This window comes from Pseudomonas sp. ICMP22404, from assembly GCF_006227205.1.
GTDB lineage: Bacteria > Pseudomonadota > Gammaproteobacteria > Pseudomonadales > Pseudomonadaceae > Aquipseudomonas.
This window is the reverse complement of sequence record NZ_VCNG01000016.1, coordinates 117,770-134,029: the sequence shown is the minus strand read 5'-3', so window position 1 is coordinate 134,029 and position 16,260 is coordinate 117,770. Positions and strand designations below refer to the sequence as shown.

Below are 16,260 nucleotides of genomic sequence, written 5' to 3'. Positions count from 1 at the left end.
ATTCTGCCGTTGGTGGCTCGTTGCCGGCGTGACGAGCCAAGGTGTTGGCGCCGTTGTGGCGTCAACCTGTGTTGAGTTCTAACCAAAGCGTCACATGGATGGAATGATCGTTTTGTCATAAGCACGTAACAATAAAGACGTTAGGGCGATAAGTAACAGGGTGTTCAGCGTCCGCTTTTGAGCAAGACCCCTGTATGATCGGCCCTGCGTTGAACGGCGCTGTCTTTTCTCGGATGAGAATGTCCCCCTGTTGCACTCGGGTACTATTCGACGAAAGGGGTGACTTTTCATCAATTTGTTACACCGAATTTTTTATCTGCCCCCGCATCTAAGCTCTTTTAACCTGAGCGGCGAGGGTGGGACGGCACACTTTCGTGCCACCGGGTGCTCTTGAGAAAAGCACCTGATTGAACCTGACCCGGCAACGCGTTGCCCCGGTCCACTTAGCCAAAGGCTCTGGAACTCCCCATGTCCGATCGTTTCGAACTCTTCCTCACCTGCCCCAAGGGCCTCGAAGGCCTGCTTCTCGAGGAAGCCATCGGGCTTGGCCTTGAAGAGGCGCGCGAGCACACCTCGGCCGTTCGCGGCGTGGCCGACATGGAGACGGCGTATCGCCTGTGCCTATGGTCACGGCTGGCCAACCGCGTGTTGCTGGTCCTCAAGCGTTTTTCGATGAAAGACGCCGAGGACCTGTACCACGGCGTGCTGGACGTCGACTGGCAGGACCACATGCTGGCCGATGGCACCCTGGCGGTCGAGTTCAGCGGTCACGGCTCGGGCATCGACAATACCCACTTCGGCGCCTTGAAGGTCAAGGACGCTATCGTCGACAAGCTGCGTACCCCCTCGGGTGAGCGGCCTTCCATCGACAAGCTCAACCCGGACCTGCGTATTCACCTGCGCCTGGACCGCGGTGAAGCGATCCTCTCCCTGGACCTGTCCGGTCACAGCCTGCACCAGCGTGGTTACCGCCTGCAGCAAGGTGCCGCGCCGCTGAAGGAGAACCTCGCCGCCGCCATCCTGATCCGTGCCGGCTGGCCGCGCATCGCCGCTGAAGGCGGCGCCCTGGCCGACCCGATGTGCGGCGTCGGTACCTTCCTGGTGGAGGCGGGCATGATTGCCACCGACATGGCGCCGAACCTGCGTCGTCAGCAGTGGGGGTTCACCGCGTGGCTGGGCCATGTGCCGGCGCTGTGGAAGAAACTCCACGAAGAAGCCACTGCCCGCGCCGCCGCCGGGCTGGCCAAGCCTGCGCTGTGGATTCGCGGTTATGAAGCCGATCCACGGCTGATCCAGCCAGGTCGCAACAACGTCGAGCGTGCCGGCCTGAGCGAGTGGATCAAGATCTATCAAGGCGAGGTCGCTACGTTCGAGCCGCGTCCGGACCAGAACCAGAAAGGCCTGGTCATCTGCAACCCGCCGTACGGCGAGCGCCTGGGCGATGAGGCCAGCCTGCTTTACCTCTACCAGAACCTCGGCGAGCGGCTGCGCCAGGCGTGCCTGAACTGGGAGGCGGCGGTGTTCACCGGCGCCCCGGACCTGGGCAAGCGCATGGGCATCCGCAGCCACAAGCAGTATTCCTTCTGGAACGGTGCCTTGCCGTGCAAGTTGCTGCTGATCAAGGTGCTGCCGGACCAGTTTGTCACCGGCGAGCGTCGCACTCCGGAACAGCGTCAGGCCGAGCGTGAGCAAGCCCGCCTTGACCAGGAAGAGCAGGGACAGGCGCTTGAGGTACCGCAAGAGCGCCAATACAACAAGAATGGCAACCCGATCAAGCCGACCCCCGCTCCCGCGCCTGTGGTCGAGCAGGCGCGCTTGAGCGAAGGCGGGCAGATGTTCGCCAATCGCCTGCAAAAGAACCTCAAGCAGTTGGGCAAATGGGTCAAGCGCGAAGGCGTGGACTGCTATCGGGTCTATGACGCCGACATGCCGGAATACTCCATGGCGATCGACCTTTATCACGACTGGGTGCACGTGCAGGAATATGCCGCGCCAAAATCCATCGATCCGGAAAAGGCTTCGGCACGGCTGTTCGATGCCTTGGCGGCCATTCCCCAGGCGCTGAATGTCGACAAGAGCCGCGTGGTGATCAAGCGTCGCGAGCGCCAGAGCGGCACCAAGCAGTACGAGCGCCAGAGTGCCCAGGGCAAGTTCACCGAGGTCAATGAAGGTGGCGTGAAGCTGCTGGTCAACCTGACCGACTACCTGGACACCGGGCTGTTCCTCGATCACCGGCCGATGCGCCTGCGGATCCAGAAGGAGGCGGCCGGCAAGCGCTTCCTCAACCTGTTCTGCTACACCGCGACCGCCAGCGTCCATGCCGCCAAGGGAGGAGCCCGGAGCACCACCAGCGTCGACCTGTCGAAAACTTATCTGGACTGGGCACGACGTAACCTGTCGCTCAATGGTTTTTCCGACAAGAACCGCCTGGAGCAGGGCGATGTGATGGCCTGGCTTGAAGCTAGCCGTGACGAATACGACCTGATCTTCATCGACCCGCCGACCTTCTCCAACTCCAAGCGCATGGAGGGCGTGTTCGATGTGCAGCGCGATCACGTCCAGTTGCTGGACTTGGCCATGGCTCGCCTGGCGCCGGGAGGCGTGCTGTATTTCTCCAACAATTTCCGCAAGTTCCAGCTCGAGGACAACCTCGGCGAGCGCTACGCAGTGGAGGAAATCACCGCAGCAACCATCGATCCGGACTTTGCCCGCAACAGCAAGATCCACCGTGCCTGGAAAATCATGGCTCGTTGAGATTTTTCGATTGGATCCACGAAGCCTTGTAAATCAAGGCTTCCAGCCGATTTTAGGGCTGGTCAAAGTGATGGCTAATAGCTATAACTAGGCTGTGGCCAGGGCTGTACCGACGCCTGCCCCTTTTTCGAGTTGTGTCCTATGGCATTGCATCCGGTGCGTCCCAGGATCCTGGGTTTTATCAGCGAAGATGTATCGGCCTGGCTGGTGGCTTCACTGGTCTTCCTGGCTGGCACGTTCCTGACCGGTTTGGTGAGCTGGGCGATGATGAGCCTGTTCAACCAGCAACTTCGCCAGCGCTTCGAGCTGCAAGCGGAGGAGCGCTTCAGCCGTATCGAGGAAAGACTCCAGGAGCAGGAGCAGCGCCTCGACAGCCTGAGGCGTTTCTTTGCCAATTCGGCGGCGGTTTCCGAGAAAGAATTCCACGGCTATGCCGAACCGTTGTTGCGGCGTACCCAGGCCTTCGCCTGGGCGCCACGAGTGTTTCGCGACGAGCGGCAGGCTTTCGAACAACGGGAACGGAATAAACGAATCAACCCTTTCATCATCCGTGAAGTGGACGATTCAGGCGGCTTGCGGCAGGCCGCAGAACGGGACGAGTACGCACCGATCCTCTATGTGCAATGCCAGGGGTCCCAGGAGTCAACGCTGGGTTTCGACCTGCTTTCCCATCCATTGCGCCGCGCCGTGCTCGAGCGGGCTCGTCAACAGAACAGCCTGGCGGTATCGCAGCCGCTGGACCTGGTAGGGACCGATCCGGCCTTTGTCCGTGGCGTGTTGCTGGTGGCGCCGGTCACCCGGGCCTCTTCTACGGAGCCTTTCGGTTACGTGGTGGCGGCCATCAGCATGCGCCAACTGGTGGGCGACGGCCTGCCGACGGCCGGTCATGACAATCTTTCGATGCGGGTCCTGGACTTGTCCGATGCCGACCAGGAGGAGGTGCTGTTCGATTCTCCCGGGCCGCCGGGGGACAGTGACCTGGCGGCGATCCGTGTGTTGCGCCTGGCGGATCACGACTACCGGGTAGAGTTGCGGCCCAGCCGCATCTTCCTGTCGACCAACCATTCCACGATGTCGAGCCTGGTGGTATTGGGCGGTTTGCTCAGTTTCCTGCTCAGTGCCTTACTCTACGTCCTGGTCAGCCAGCGCCAACGGGCCCTGACACTGGTGGAACAACGTACCCAGGAGCTGCGCGCCCGGGAACAGGAGCTACGGGGTACCCACGGCCAGTTGCGCGGTGTGCTGGATGCCGCGACCCAGGTTGCGATCATCGCCACGGACCTGCGTGGCGTCATCACCACATTCAATGCTGGCGCCGAACAGATGCTGGGCTATCAAAGCTGCGAAGTCCTGCAGAGCATGACCCTCGAGAGTCTCCACGTGCCCCGGGAACTCCAGGCCCGGGCCGCAGAGCTTGGCGCCCGATTCGGCAAGCCGATTCCTACCTGCCACGCGATGCTGCTGGAGGGCGGCGAGGCGGGCGGCCAGCAGGCTCGGGAGTGGACCCTGGTAAGGCGTGACGGCAGTCACTTGACTGTGAACATGCTGGCCACGCCGGTGCTCGACGATCAGGGGCTCTGGGTCGGACACCTGGCGATTTGCATCGACATCACCGAGCGCAAGCGCGTCCACGAGGCCCTGGCGGCCCGGGACTTGCTGTTGAAGAAGCTCAGTGCTCACGTGCCGGGCGGCATCTATCAGTTCAAAATGGATTTCAACGGCCGCTTCAGTGTGATCTATGCCAGCGATGGCATTCGTGACATCTACGAACTGGAGCCCAATGTGCTGGTCCAGAACGCGGAGGTCGTCTTCTCCCGTATCCATCCGCTGGACAACGCGCGGGTCCGGGCGTCTATCCGTGCCTCGGCCGACACCCTGAGCCCATGGCGCGAAGAGTATCGGGTGCAACTGCCACAGCGCGGCCTGCGCTGGGTGCGTGGCGAGGCGACGCCCGAGCAACTGCCAGGCGGTGGCGTGTTATGGCACGGCTATATCTCCGATATTTCCGATCTCAAGCGGGTGGAAGAAGAGTTGCGAGCATTGTCCGTGACCGATGCCTTGACCGGTATTCGCAATCGGCGTTATTTCCAGGAGCGCCTGAACTCGGAAATGATCCGGGTCGAACGCGGCTCCGGGGATCTGTCGGTCATCATGCTCGACATCGATCACTTCAAGCGTATCAATGACCAGCATGGCCATGCGGTGGGTGACCGGGTGTTGCAAGCGGTTTGCCAGCGCGTTACCCAGCGTTTGCGGCGTACCGACGTCTTCTGTCGGCTGGGCGGTGAAGAGTTCGTGGTGCTGTGCCCTGACACCGATGGTGAAAGTGCCTATGCCTTGGCCATTGGGTTGTGGCAGGGGCTGCGGGGTACGGAGATCGAAGATGTGGGGATTGTCACCGCCAGCTTCGGCATCGCCAGCTGGCGCGCCGGGGAGGGCGCGGATGCCCTGCTGTTGCGGGCCGACTCGGGCGTGTACGCGGCCAAGCAGGCCGGTCGGGATCGGGTCGAGATGCAGGTGGGGTAAACGACCGGTGAACGAGTGGGAGCGAGCTTGCTCGCGATAGCGGGCGTGTCAGTTGACGGCTGTTTGGACTGATCCACCGTCATCGCGAGCAGCTCAGCCCCACGCATGCCAGTTGAATGGCGGCTATCGCGAGCAAGCTTGGATCAGAGCACCGACGCCGTCTGCGGCAGTTTCGGCTGGCGGTACAGGTCCAGCAGCACCTGGTCCAGCACCGATGAAGCGCCCCATGGCTTTGGATCGTTGAGGATCGCCACCACCGCCCAGGTGTTGCCGTTGATGTCACGGCTGAATCCGGCAATGGCGCGCACGGTGTTCAAGGTGCCGGTCTTGATGTGGGCTTCGCCGGCCATGGCCGTGGTCTTGAGGCGTTTGCGCATGGTGCCGTCGGTGCCGGCGATCGGCATCGAACTGATGTACTCGGCCGCATAGGGGCTGCGCCAGGCGGCTTGCAGCATCGCCGCCATTTCCCGGGCGCTGACCCGTTCGGCGCGGGACAGGCCGGAGCCGTTCTCCATCACCAGGTGCGGTGCGGTGATGCCTTTCTTGGCCAGCCATTGGCGCACGACCCGTTGCGCGGCCTTGGCGTCGTCACCGTCGGCTTCGTTGCGGAACTGCGCGCCGAGGCTCAGGAACAACTGCTGGGCCATGGTGTTGTTACTGTATTTGTTGATGTCGCGGATGATCTCCGCCAGGTCCGGGGAGAACGCCCGGGCCAGCACTTTGGCGTTGCTCGGGGTAGCGGCCAGACGGTCCTTGCCCTGGATGCTGCCGCCCAGTTCCTTCCAGATCGCCCGCACCGCGCCAGCGGTGTAGGTGGCATGGTCCAGCAGCGACAGGTAGGTCTGGGAGCTGCACCCATCGCCCAACTGCCCGCCGACGGTCACGGTCACGCTGCCGTCCGCCTGTGGCACCGGGTTGTAGCGCACACCTCCGGCGCATTGCTTGGAATTGACCGCCTTGACCTGGTTGTCGATATGGATGCTGGCAATCGGTGGCTCCACCGACACCAACACCCGGCCGCCATCATTGCGGGCAACGAAGCGCAGCGCCTTGAGGTTGACCAGCAGGGAGTCGGGCTTGACCAGGAAAGGCTTGTTCTCGTCGTTGCCGTCGTCGTTGAACTCCGGCAATTGCGGCTGGATGAAGAAACCGCGGTCCAGCACCAGGTCGCCGGTGATCTGCTGGACGCCGTTGGCCCGCAAGTCGCGCATCAGCAGCCAGAGTTTTTCCATGTTCAGCTTGGGGTCGCCGCCGCCCTTGAGGTACAGGTTGCCGTTGAGGATCCCGCCGCTAAGGGTGCCGTCGGTGTAGAACTCGGTCTTCCACTGGTGATTGGGGCCGAGCATTTCCAGGGCGGCGTAGGTGGTCACCAGTTTCATGGTGGAGGCCGGGTTGACCGAGACGTCAGCGTTGTAGATGGTCGGGGTGCCGGGGCCATTGAGTGGCACCATCACCAGGGACAACGCGTCGTCTTGCAACTTGCTGGTCTTGAGGGCCTTCTGCACATTGGGCGACAGGGCGGTGTTGATCGTAGCGGCGCTGGTGGAAACAGGGAGGGCCAGGGGAAGAAGAAGGCTGGCCAGAAGCAGTGGACGCAAAGATTTGATCATGTGTAATAAAACCCTACGGGCGAGGGGGAAAAAACGAGGACATGAAAATGAACGTCCTCAACGGTCAAGAAAGTGTCGGCATTATGCCCCAAGGCGCACCGGCATGGGCCGTGCCTGAGCCTCTGATGAGGCAATTTTTTACCGACGGTAGGTCGATACGCCCGATCAACCGGGCAATCGTTGCACCAAACTGGTAAAGTGCCGGCCGTTATTACTTATGAGGATTGTTCCAATGGCGACTAACCGTTCCCGGCGTCTGCGCAAAAAGCTGTGTGTGGATGAATTTCAGGAGCTGGGTTTCGAACTGAACCTGGATCTCAAAGAAGATCTGGACGATGAGGCGATTGACGCTTTCCTCGACGCTTTCCTGAAAGAAGCCATGGAAGCCAATGGCCTGGGCTATGTCGGCGGCGACGACTACGGTCTGGTTTGCCTGCAGAAACGCGGCTCGGTTTCCGAAGAACAACGTGCTGCCGTTGAAGCCTGGCTCAAGGGCCGCAGCGAACTGACCAACATGACGGTCAGCCCGCTGATCGACGTGTGGCACCCGGACATGCCGATCAACGCCAAGGCGTGATGTCCTGAACCGGCGGCCCGATAGGGCGCCGGTTTTTTTGTGCCTGGCGATTGGGTTTTTGGTTGATCTTCAGGCCGCTATCGCGAGCAGGCTCGCTCCCACAATTGGATCGCGTTTCCCTGTGGGAGCGAGCCTGCTCGCGAAGCCTTAGGCTTTACGCCAATTAAGAATCAGCAAGGTCAGCACCCCCGCCACAATCCCCCAGAACGCCGAACCGACGGAAAACAGTGTCAACCCCGACGCCGTGACCATGAAGGTGATCAGCGCCGCTTCCCGTTCCCTGGCTTCGCTCATGGCGATGCTCAAGCCATTGATGATCGATCCGAACAGCGCCAGTGCCGCGATGGACAGCACAAGTTCCTTGGGCAGCGCCGCGAACAACGCCGCCAGTGTGGCGCCGAACACCCCGGCGATCCCGTAGAAGATCCCGCACCAGACCGCTGCGGTGTAGCGCTTGTTATGGTCTTCGTGGGCATGGGGCCCGGTGCAGATGGCGGCGCTGATGGCCGCCAGGTTGATGCCATGGGAGCCGAACGGCGCCAGTAGCAGCGAGGCGATGCCGGTGCTGGTGATCAGGGGGGAGGCCGGTACGTGATAGCCGTCGGCCCGGAGCACGGCGATGCCGGGCATATTCTGGGAGGTCATCGCCACCACGAACAGCGGAATGCCGATGCTGATGGTGGCCGCCAGGGAAAAGTGCGGCGTGGTCCAGACCGGTGTCGCGACCTCAAGGGCAAAACCGCTGAAGTCCAGCAGACCCATCAGGCCTGACAGCGTGGTGCCGATCAACAGCGCCGCCAGCACCGCGTAGCGAGGCGACAGGCGCTTGACGATCAGGTAGGTGAAGAACATGCCCAGCACCAGGCCGGTGCGATGCTGGGCGGCGACGAAAATCTCGCTGCCGATTTTGAACAGGATGCCCGCCAGCAACGCTGCCGCCAGCGACGCCGGAATACGCTTGACCAGGCGTTCGAAGCTGCCGGTCAGGCCGCAGATCGTCACCAGTACCGCGCAGGTGATGTAGGCACCTATGGCTTCGCCATAGCTCACGCCACCCAGGCTGGTAATCAGCAACGCCGCGCCGGGCGTCGACCAGGCGATGGTGACCGGTGTTCGGTAACGCAACGACAGGCCGATGGAACATACCGCCATGCCAATGGAGATCGCCCAGATCCACGACGAAATCTGCCCGCTGGTCAGCCCCGCCGCCTGGCCGGCCTGGAACATCAGTACCAGGGAGCTGGTGTAGCCGGTCATCATGGCGATGAACCCGGCGACGATGGCTGAGGGCGAGGTGTCGGCGATTGGGCGAAGTGGCGCAGTCGTGACTTCGGTCATGGTGGGCGGGGGTCCTTGGATAGATTATGTACCTGTGGGAGCAAGGCTTGCCCGCGATGACGGTGCCTGGGTTTCAAGGCTCGGCGCGTCAGCTTCATCGCGGGCAAGCCATGCTCCCACAGTTGTCATAGGTGTCACAGATTGAGGGTTTAAGCCTAAACTCAACCCAGTGGTCAATTGCAATACAGCCAAGCCCACAAACAGCCATACAGTCGTGTTGCCATCAGAGGTTGTGTACAATCGCCGTGTTTTTTACGCGATACTTGCCAGCGACCCGCTGCGCCGTATTACAGTCACGGTCAATTCGCCGCAGTTTTTCCGACCCGAGTGCCCATGAACGAACAGTTGCAGCCCCTCAAGAAACAACCGCGAGCAGGTAAAGCCGGCCGCAGCGGAACCCAGGACGATATCGTCTATGCGCATATCTTCGAGGCCATCCTCGAACAACGCCTGGCGCCCGGCACAAAGCTGAGTGAAGAGGCACTGGGGGAGATTTTCGGGGTCAGCCGCACCATCATCCGTCGTGCGCTGTCGCGCCTGGCCCATGAAGGCGTGGTGTTGCTGCGGCCTAACCGCGGCGCGGTCGTTGCCAGCCCGAGTGTCGAAGAGGCTCGCCAGGTGTTCATGGCCCGGCGCCTGGTGGAACGGGCGATCACCGAGCTGGCGGTGCAGCACGCTACCGCCGAGCAACTTGCCGAATTGCGGCAGATGGTCAGCGACGAACGGGACAGTTTTTCCCGTGGCGACCGTGGTGCCGGCATCCGCTTGTCAGGTGAGTTCCATCTCAAACTGGCCGAAGCGGCGAAAAATGCCCCGCTGATCAGCTTCCAGCGCAGCCTGGTGTCCCAGACTTCATTGATCATCGCCCAGTACGAAAGTGGCAACCGGTCCCACTGTTCCTACGATGAACACACCCAACTGATCGATGCCATCGAAGCCCGCGATGCCACCCTGGCGGTGGACCTGATGATGCATCACATGGATCACATCGACAGCAAGCTCAACCTCGACGAAGAGGGGGCTTCGGACGATCTGCACGCGGTGTTTTCGCACCTGTTGCAGAGCAAGAAGCCTGGACGGTCGACGGCCAAGCTCTGACCTCATCTCGTTCCCACGCTCTGCGTGGGAACGCAGCCTGGGACGCTCTGCGTCCCAAAAGCCGAACGCGGAGCGTCCGTTGAGGCATTCCCACGCAGAGCGTGGGAACGATCCCTACCGTTGATGCACCAACCGCCCCGCTGCATAGGTCTGCGCCACCGTTCGGTCATCCCCCAGCGTCATCAACACGAACAATGTCTCGGCAATGTCGCGGGCCTGCTTCAGGCGATAGCTCAACAGCGGCGTAGCGTTGTAGTCCAGCACCAGGAAGTCCGCATCGCTGCCCGGCTGCAAGGTGCCGATGCGGTCTTCCAGGCGCAAGGCCCGGGCGCCGCCGAGGGTGGCCAGGTACAGCGATTTGAACGGGCTCAGCCGCGCGCCCTGCAATTGCATCACCTTGTAGGCTTCGTTCAGGGTCTGCAGCAGCGAGAAACTGGTGCCGCCGCCGACATCCGTGCCCAACCCCACGTTGACCTTGTGCTTCTCGGCCATTGGCAGGTTGAACAGGCCGCTGCCCAGGAACAGGTTGGAGGTCGGACAGAATGCGATGGCCGAGCCGGTTTCGGCCAGGCGCGCACATTCGTCGTCGCACAGATGCACGCCGTGGGCGAACACCGAACGCTCGCCGAGCAACCGGTAGTGATCGTAGACATCCAGATAGCCCTTGCGCTCGGGAAACAGCGCCTTGACCCATTGCACTTCCTGCAGGTTTTCACTGATGTGGGTCTGCATGTACAGGTCCGGGTATTCCTCCAGCAACTGACCGGCCAGCGCCAACTGCTCTGGCGTGCTGGTGGGGGCGAAGCGCGGGGTCACGGCGTAGTGCAGGCGGCCCTTGCCGTGCCAGCGCTCGATCAGCGCCTTGCTCTCGGTGTAGCTGGATTCGGCGGTGTCGGTCAGGTAGTCCGGGGCGTTGCGGTCCATCATCACTTTACCGGCAATCATCCGCAGGTCGAGCTTCTCGGCCGCTTCAAAAAAGGCATTCACCGATTGTGGGTGCACACTGCCGAACACCAGGGCTGTGGTGGTGCCGTTGCGCAGCAGCTCCTTGATGAAGATGTCGGCCACGGCTTCGGCGTGGGCCGGGTCGGCGAACTGGCGTTCACAGGGGAAGGTGTAGGTGTTGAGCCAGTCCAGCAGTTGTTCGCCATAGGCGCCCACCATGCCGGTCTGCGGCAGATGGATGTGGGTGTCGATGAAGCCGGGGGTGATCAACGCGTCCGGGTAATGGGCGATTTCGATGTCCGCCGCCAGGCTCGGCAGCAGGTCATGGGCGTGGCCAAGGGCGCTGATCTGGCCGTTTTCCACCACCAGCAGGCCGTCCTCGAAATATTCATAAGAGGCTTCGATGCCGACTTCGGCCGGGTCGGCAAGGCTGTGGAGCAGGGCGGCGCGGTAGGCTTTGCGTGTTGTAGGCATGGGGAATCTCAGGATTTGGCTTGGCTGCGACGCGAGGCCGGCAGCAGCTTGGCAATGGGTTCGGCGCGGGCAGTGTGCTGGCCGAAATTCGCGTTATAGGTGGCGATGATTTCACCGGCGATGGAGATGGCGATTTCCACAGGCAGCTTGCCTTTGACTTCGCCAATGCCCATCGGGCAACGCATGCGTTGCAAGGTGCCGCTGTCGAAACCGCGATCGCGCAGGCGGTGTTCGAACTTGACCCGCTTGGTCTTCGAGCCGATCAGGCCGAAGTAGGCGAAGTCGTTGCGCTTGAGGATCGCCGCGCTCAGCTCCAGATCGAGCTGATGGTTGTGGGTCATGACGATGCAGTAGCTGCCGACGGGCAATTCATCGACCTCGTCCAGCGGCTCTTCGCTGACGATTTTCTGTACGCCATGGGGCAATTGTTCAGGGAACTCGGCTTCCCGCGAGTCGATCCAGCGCACCCGACAAGGCAGGCTCGCCAACAGCGGCACCAGGGCCCGGCCGACATGTCCGGCGCCGAACACGGCGATCTGCGCCTGCACCTGACCCATGGGTTCGAACAGCAGCACGGTGACGCCGCCGCAGCACTGGCCCAGGCTGGCGCCAAGGCTGAAACGCTCCAGATGCGTGCCCTGCTGGCCGTTGGCGAGCATTTGCCGGGCGATCTCCATGGCCTTGTATTCCAGGTGCCCGCCACCAATGGTGTCGAACGTCTGGCTGGCGCTGATGACCATCTTCGAACCGGCGTTGCGCGGGGTCGAGCCGAGTTCCTCGATGATCGTCACCAGCACGCAGGGTTCACCGCGGGTTTGCAGGTCGGCGAGGGCGCTGATCCAGTTGTACATGTTCACCTCGATTGATCGTTCCCACGCTCTGCGTGGGAAAGCATCTCTGGACGCTCCGCGTCCGCTTTCAAAGTTCTTTGTTGTCTGTTGCGGCCTCATCGCGAGCAGGCTCGCTCCCACAGGGATTTGTGAACACTGACCCACTGTGGGAGCGAGCCTGCTCGCGATAGCCGCGCTGCGGTCTAGAGCGAAGCCATCTCGGTTTCAGGCTCTACCGCCTTCACCTTCAACCCGCGCATCTGCTCACAGCCCCACAGCACCCGCTCCGGTGTCGCCGGCGCGTCGATTTTCGGCTGGTGCCGGTAATCTCCCAGGCTCGCCACGGCGTCCTTGATCGCACACCACGCGGCGATGCCGAGCATGAACGGCGGCTCGCCCACGGCCTTGGAGTGGAACACCGTGTCTTCGGGGTTCTTGCGGTTCTCCACCAGCCTGACCCGCAGGTCCAGCGGCATATCGGCTACGGCCGGGATCTTGTAGCTGGCCGGGCCGTTGGTCATCAGCTTGCCCTTGTCGTTCCACACCAGTTCTTCCATGGTCAGCCAGCCCATGCCCTGGATGAAGCCGCCCTCGACCTGGCCGGTGTCGATGGCCGGGTTCAACGAGGCGCCGACGTCGTGGAGGATGTCGGTGCGCAGCATCTTGTATTCACCGGTGAGGGTATCGACGATCACCTCGGCGCACGCTGCACCATAGGCGTAGTAGTAGAACGGCCGGCCACGGGCCTGGCTGCGGTCGTAGTAGATTTTCGGGGTCTTGTAGAACCCGGTGCTCGACAGCGAGACCTGGGCGAAATACGCCTGTTGCACCAGTGCCTCGAAGGTCAGGATGTGATCGCGGACCCGCACATGGCCGTTGTGGAATTCCACGTCTTCTTCACTGACCTTGTACTGTCGCGCGGCAAACTCCACCAGGCGCCGCTTGATGATTTCGGCGGCATTCTGCGCGGCTTTTCCGTTCAGGTCGGCGCCGCTGGAAGCCGCGGTGGGGGAGGTGTTCGGTACTTTGTCGGTGTTGGTCGCGGTGATCTGCACCCGGTCCATTTCCACCTGGAAAACTTCGGCCACGACCTGCGCGACCTTGGTGTTCAGGCCTTGGCCCATTTCGGTGCCGCCATGGTTCAGGTGGATGCTGCCGTCGGTGTAGATGTGGATCAAGGCACCCGCCTGGTTGAGGAAACTGGCGGTGAACGAGATGCCGAACTTGACCGGCGTCAGTGCCAGGCCCTTTTTCAGGATCGGGCTGCCTGCGTTGTAGCGACGGATCGCTTCGCGCCGCTCGGCGTACTGGCTGCTTTCTTCCAGCTCGGCGGTCATCTCCTCGAGCATGTTGTGCTCGACGGTCTGGTAGTAGTGAGTGACGTTGCGCTCGGTCTTGCCGTAATAGTTGGCCTTGCGCACCGCCAGCGGATCGAGCCCCAGGTGCCGGGCGATGGCGTCCATGACTTCTTCGATGGCCACCATCCCTTGCGGGCCGCCGAAGCCACGGTAAGCGGTGTTCGATGCGGTATTGGTCTTGCAGCGGTGGCCGTTGATGGTCGCATCGCCCAGGTAGTAGGCGTTGTCGGCATGGAACATCGCCCGGTCGACAATCGACGCCGACAGGTCCGGTGAGCAGCCGCAGTTGCCGGCCAGTTCCAGGGCGATCCCGTGCAGGCGCCCGCGGCTGTCGAAGCCCACGTCGTATTCGATGTAGAAAGGGTGACGCTTGCCGGTCATCAGCATGTCTTCGACCCGGGGCAGGCGCATCTTGGTCGGCTGGCCCGTGAGGTGCGCGATCACCGCGCACAGGCAGGCCGGACTGGCGGCCTGGGTTTCCTTGCCGCCAAAGCCACCGCCCATGCGGCGCATGTCCACCACGACCTTGTTCATCGACACGCCCAGCACTTCGGCCACCAGTTTCTGCACTTCGGTGGGGTTCTGGGTGGAGCAGTAAACGAGCATGCCGCCGTCTTCGGTGGGCATCACCGATGAAATCTGGGTCTCCAGGTAAAAGTGCTCCTGGCCGCCGATGTGCAGCGAGCCCTGTATGCGATGTTCGGCACTCGCCAGTGCGGTGGCTGAATCGCCGCGTTGGTGGGTGTGGCTGTCGAGCACGAAATGCCGTTTGCGCAGGGCTTCGACCACGTCGAGCACCGGTTCCAGGTCTTCATATTCGATGATCGCGGCCATCGCCGCCTTGCGCGCGGTTTCCAGGTCCTTGGCGGCGACGGCCAGCACCGGTTGGCCAACGAACTGCACATCGTCAATCGCCAGCAGCGGGTCGCCGGGCAGCAACGGGCCGATGTCCTTGAGGCCGGGGATGTCGGCGTGGGTAATGGCGATGCGCACACCTTCAAAGGCGTAGCACGGCGTGGTGTCGACGCGCAGGATCCGGGCGTGGGCGCGGTCCGACAGGCGCGCGTAAACGTGCAGTTGGTTCGGGAATTCGAGACGGTCATCGATGTACTGCGCGTCACCGGTCACATGCTTGGCGGCGCTGTCGTGCTTGACGCTGCGACCGACGCCGGTACTCAGGTCGTGGGCAAACAGCTCGGCCAGTTCGGCTTGGGTCTTCTCTACGGCGTGATGGTTAGACATAAGCGGTCACCCGAGTCTCGATGTGCGGCGTTTGCAGTTCGATGAAGTATTTGCGCAGCAGGTTGCGAGCGCTGAGCAGGCGGTATTCCTTGCTGGCGCGAAAGTCCGACAAAGGCGTGAAGTCTTCGGCCAGGGCGGCGCAGGCGCGTTCGAGGGTACTGTCGTTCCACGGCGCATCGATCAGCGCGGCTTCACAATGCTTGGCACGCTTGGGGATGGCGGCCATGCCACCGAAGGCCACGCGGGCATCGCGGACCACGCCGTTGTCGATGCGCAGATTGAACGCCGCGCAGACCGCGGAGATGTCATCGTCCAGGCGCTTGGACACCTTGTAGGCGCGGAACGCCTGCTCGGCGCTGGCCCGGGGCACGATGATCTTCTCGATGAATTCGCTTTCCTGGCGGGCGGTGACCCGGTATTCGATGAAGTAATCCTCCAACGCCAGGGTGCGACGAACCTGACCCTTGCACAACACAATCTGCGCGCCAAGGGCGATCAGCAACGGCGGCGAATCACCGATGGGCGAGGCGTTGCCGATGTTGCCGCCCAAGGTGCCCTGGTTGCGGATCTGCAGCGAGGCGAAGCGTTGCAGCAGCTCACCGAAGTCCGGGTATTCGGCTTTCAGGGCTTCGTAGCAATCGGACAGCGCGGCAGCGGCGCCGATTTCCAGGCGGTCGTCGAAACGCTCGATGCGTTTGAGCTCTGCGACGTTACCCACGTAGATCATTACCGGCAGGGTGCGGTGGAACTGGGTGACTTCCAGGGCCAGGTCGGTGCCGCCGGCCAGCAGGCGCGCCTGGGGATAGGCGTCGTAGAGATCGGCCAGGTCGGCCACCGTCAACGGCACCAGGCAGCGTTTGTCGCCACAGTTGAGCTCGCCGGTTTCCTTGGGCGCGATCGCTTCGAGACGGGCAATGGTCTCGGCCTCGCGGGCGTCGAACTGATCGGGTTGCTTGCCGCAGCAGGCCTGGTCGGCGGCAGCCAGGATCGGCCGGTAGCCGGTGCAGCGACACAGATTGCCGGCCAGCGCTTCATGGGCCTTATGGGGATCAGGTTGATCGCTGTTTTTTTGCAGGGCGAACAGCGACATGACGAAGCCCGGTGTGCAGAAGCCGCATTGCGAGCCGTGGCAATCGACCATCGCCTGTTGGACGCTGTGCAACTGGCCCTGGTGCTTGAGGTCTTCGACGCTGATCAGTTGCTTGCCGTGCAGGGACGAGACGAAGGTCAGGCATGCGTTCAGGCTGCGATAACGAATGCGCGAGCGGCCGCTTTCGTCTGTGTCCAATTCGCCCACCACGACGGTGCAGGCACCGCAGTCGCCGCTGGCACAACCTTCTTTGGTGCCGGATTTACCGACATGCTCGCGCAGATAGTTGAGCACGGTCAGGTTCGGGTCCAGGGTGTGCTCGCTACGGAGTTCCTGGTTGAGTAAAAACTGGATCACGGAAGGCCTCGCAGATTCATTATTGTTGTATCGACGTAGGCCGAATTTAGCAGGTCTGACT

General features: G+C 62.2%; 10 protein-coding genes. 4 read left to right on the top strand and 6 right to left on the bottom strand.

Annotation, left to right across the window (positions count from 1 at the left end; translation table 11 throughout):
* Nucleotides 1-468 precede the first annotated feature (468 nt).
* Both rlmKL and FGE05_RS24105 read left to right on the top strand, forming a co-directional pair.
* On the top strand, nt 469-2,754 hold the full coding sequence (gene rlmKL / locus FGE05_RS24110) for a bifunctional 23S rRNA (guanine(2069)-N(7))-methyltransferase RlmK/23S rRNA (guanine(2445)-N(2))-methyltransferase RlmL (protein ID WP_139648903.1): 2,286 nt from the start codon (nt 469-471) through the stop codon (nt 2,752-2,754).
* Between the two features lie 141 nt (nt 2,755-2,895).
* Nucleotides 2,896-5,280: a GGDEF domain-containing protein gene (locus FGE05_RS24105; protein WP_139648901.1), complete on the top strand. Its 2,385-nt coding sequence runs from the start codon at nt 2,896-2,898 to the stop codon at nt 5,278-5,280.
* Nucleotides 5,281-5,423: 143 nt separating this feature from the next.
* Here FGE05_RS24105 and dacB read toward each other — a convergent pair whose 3' ends face one another.
* A complete protein-coding gene (gene dacB / locus FGE05_RS24100) occupies nt 5,424-6,890 on the bottom strand; it encodes a D-alanyl-D-alanine carboxypeptidase/D-alanyl-D-alanine-endopeptidase (protein ID WP_139648899.1) in 1,467 nt (488 codons plus the stop codon).
* A 232-nt stretch (nt 6,891-7,122) separates the two neighbouring features.
* On the opposite strand from dacB, the gene FGE05_RS24095 reads away from it, so the two are divergent.
* Entirely contained in the window at nt 7,123-7,467 is a 345-nt protein-coding gene (locus FGE05_RS24095) for a YggL family protein (protein ID WP_024776763.1), read from the top strand.
* Nucleotides 7,468-7,614: 147 nt separating this feature from the next.
* Here FGE05_RS24095 and FGE05_RS24090 read toward each other — a convergent pair whose 3' ends face one another.
* On the bottom strand, nt 7,615-8,805 hold the full coding sequence (locus FGE05_RS24090) for a benzoate/H(+) symporter BenE family transporter (RefSeq protein ID WP_139648897.1): 1,191 nt from the start codon (nt 8,803-8,805) through the stop codon (nt 7,615-7,617).
* Nucleotides 8,806-9,138: 333 nt separating this feature from the next.
* On the opposite strand from FGE05_RS24090, the gene FGE05_RS24085 reads away from it, so the two are divergent.
* Nucleotides 9,139-9,903, top strand: coding sequence for a GntR family transcriptional regulator (locus FGE05_RS24085; protein WP_041021647.1), 765 nt, complete (start codon nt 9,139-9,141; stop codon nt 9,901-9,903).
* Between the two features lie 114 nt (nt 9,904-10,017).
* Here the strand turns inward: FGE05_RS24085 and guaD are convergent, their stop codons facing one another.
* The 4 genes from guaD to xdhA form a co-directional block, all read right to left on the bottom strand.
* The gene (gene guaD, locus FGE05_RS24080; RefSeq protein ID WP_139648895.1) at nt 10,018-11,322 is read right to left on the bottom strand and encodes a guanine deaminase; all 1,305 of its coding nucleotides are present in this window, start codon (nt 11,320-11,322) and stop codon (nt 10,018-10,020) included.
* An 8-nt stretch (nt 11,323-11,330) separates the two neighbouring features.
* Complete coding sequence (xdhC, locus tag FGE05_RS24075) at nt 11,331-12,173, bottom strand: xanthine dehydrogenase accessory protein XdhC (protein WP_139648893.1); 843 nt, start codon at nt 12,171-12,173, stop codon at nt 11,331-11,333.
* A 182-nt stretch (nt 12,174-12,355) separates the two neighbouring features.
* Nucleotides 12,356-14,752, bottom strand: coding sequence for a xanthine dehydrogenase molybdopterin binding subunit (gene xdhB / locus FGE05_RS24070; RefSeq protein WP_139648891.1), 2,397 nt, complete (start codon nt 14,750-14,752; stop codon nt 12,356-12,358).
* Nucleotides 14,745-16,199, bottom strand: a complete 1,455-nt coding sequence (xdhA, locus tag FGE05_RS24065) for a xanthine dehydrogenase small subunit (protein WP_139648889.1) — start codon at nt 16,197-16,199, stop codon at nt 14,745-14,747. The genes xdhB and xdhA overlap by 8 nt, the downstream gene beginning before the upstream one ends.
* Between the last annotated feature and the right edge of the window lie 61 nt (nt 16,200-16,260).